The following is a 2,048-nucleotide window of genomic DNA, read 5'->3' as shown; positions in this document are numbered from 1 at the left end:
TGGCCCAGCCGTGGTGATGGGCGTGCAGGACGCCGGTGAGGTGGTCGATGGTCGCGGTGGCGTCCATGGTGTGGGTGGCCGCCAAGGCCTGGGCGAGGTCGGTTTCCCCGAAGACCGCTCCGGCGTCCTGGGGGGCGGTTCCGGGCCGGGGCCGGGCCTCGATGGCGCCGTCGGTGTAGAGCAGGAGGAGGTCGCCGGGGGCGAGCTGGAAAGGCGTGCCGCTCAGGTGCAGCCGCCCCAGGATGCCCAGCAGGGTGCCCGGCGTACCGAGCTCTTGGACTGATCCGTCGGCCCGGCGGATCAGCGCGGGAGGATGACCGGCCAGGGTGATGGTCCCCGCCGCACCGGCAGGGGTGAGGTGGAAGGCGGCGTAGACGGCGGTCAGGAACCGCGGGGCGCTCTGGGCGAGCATGGCGGCATTGAGGCGGGTCAGCAGCTCGACGGGCGTGCCGGTGTCGGCGGCGTCCGCCCGGACGGTGTACCGGGCCATGGAGCTGACCTGGGCGGCCTGGACACCCTTGCCGCACACGTCGCCCATGACCGCGGCGTAGTTTTCGCCGTGGGTGCGGAAGAGGTCGTAGAAGTCGCCGCCGACCTCGATGTCGGTGCGGGCGCTCAGGGAGGCCGGCAGGTACGAGGCGGCGGCCTCCATGCCCGGGATGGCGCGCAGGGCCGATGGCAGCAGCCCGGCCTGCAGGGTGTGGGCGAGGTCGGCGGACTTCTGGTGGGCTTCCTGGGCGGCGGTGAGCATCTGCCGCATCCGCATCTCCGCCGACACCGATCGGGCCAGCGTCGCCAACGTCGTCAGGTCGGCCGCAGACCAGGAGCGGGGGGAGTCGTCGATCACGCAGAAGCTGCCCAGCACGTGTCCCTGGTCGTCGAGCAGCGGGTAGCCGGCCCACGCGCCGATGTTCATCGGGCCGACCGCGGGGTGCGCGGCGGTACGGGGATCGGTGGCCGCGTCGTCGACGACGAACGGGGCCCCGCCGGCTTCGACGAGGAAGTAGCAGAAGCTCTGCTCGACCGGGGACTCCCGGTCGGCCGGCTTGTCGAGGTCCACGCCCACGCACGACTTCCAGAACGAGCGGTCCGCATCCACCAGGGTGACGAACGCGCGGCCGGTACCGGTGATCCTGGCGGCCAGCGAGGCGAGATCGTCGAAGACCTCCTCGGCCCGGTGTCCAGCAGGCCGGTCGCCCGCACCGCGGCCACCCGGGCGGGATCGGACAGCGCGGCCGGCAGACCGTCCCAGGGGGCGCCCGCGAACTCCGTACCGGACATCCGGTAGCCCCTCCTTGCAATAGTTGCCAACGGGCAAGCAAACCACACCGTCGCACCGCTGTCAGTGAGCCCCGCTGCGGCTGATGCGCCTCTTCGGGATCGGTGACGGCGCCGCCATGCGGTACATCACCGCAGCTCACCCGTAGCGAACCTCCGAACTGCCGAAGCAGGCCCGGTAAGTGGACGGTCAGGGCGATGTCTGCGGCATTTCCGGGTTGGGCGCGGCTGCGGGCGCGTTCATGTCGAGCAGGAGCAGGGCGTCGTGGTCGGGGGTGCCGGGTTCTGCGGTGTAGACGCCGATGCGCTGTCCGGGGGTGCCTTCCAGCTGCATGGACTGGGAGGTGAGCGTGAGGGTGCCGACGCGGGGGTGGTGGAAGGTCTTCTGGGCGGGCTTGCGGCCGGTGACCTCGTAGCGTTCCCACAGCCGGGCGAAGACGGGGCTCTTGAGGAGAAGCTCGCCGACGAGGTTGGTCAGATCCGGGGCGTCGGGAGCTGTGCCCGCGACGGCGCGCAGGCGAGCGACGCAGGCGGTGATCTGGCGGTCCCAGTCAGTGAACAGGGTGCGCGAGGCCGGGTGGAGGAAGAGGTGGCGGGCCAGGTTTCGGTGTTTGGCAGGCCAGTCCTCCAGCCCCGCGTACAGGGCGAGGCCGCCGGGGTTCCAGGCCAGCATGTCCATGCCGCGGCTGATGACGTAGGCGGGGTTCGGCCGCAGCGACTCCAGCAGCAGCTTCAGGTGGGGGCGCACGGTGCGGCTGGGGGCTGAGGGC

General features: G+C 71.7%; 1 protein-coding gene and 1 pseudogene. Both read right to left on the bottom strand.

Annotated features, from left to right (window positions below):
• Window positions 1–1,327, bottom strand: a 1,327-nt coding sequence (locus tag EAO70_RS36875; protein ID WP_261993248.1) for a PP2C family protein-serine/threonine phosphatase, incomplete at its 3' end; no start/stop codon positions are given.
• A gap of 141 nt (window positions 1,328–1,468) precedes the next feature.
• A pseudogene (locus EAO70_RS36870) lies at window positions 1,469–2,048 on the bottom strand (transcriptional regulator); the annotation flags it as partial.

The sequence above is a fragment of the Streptomyces sp. adm13(2018) genome (genome assembly GCF_008042145.1).
GTDB lineage: Bacteria > Actinomycetota > Actinomycetes > Streptomycetales > Streptomycetaceae > Streptomyces.
Note: the sequence above shows the minus strand (reverse complement) of the source record. Positions and strands in the feature narration are given on the sequence as shown.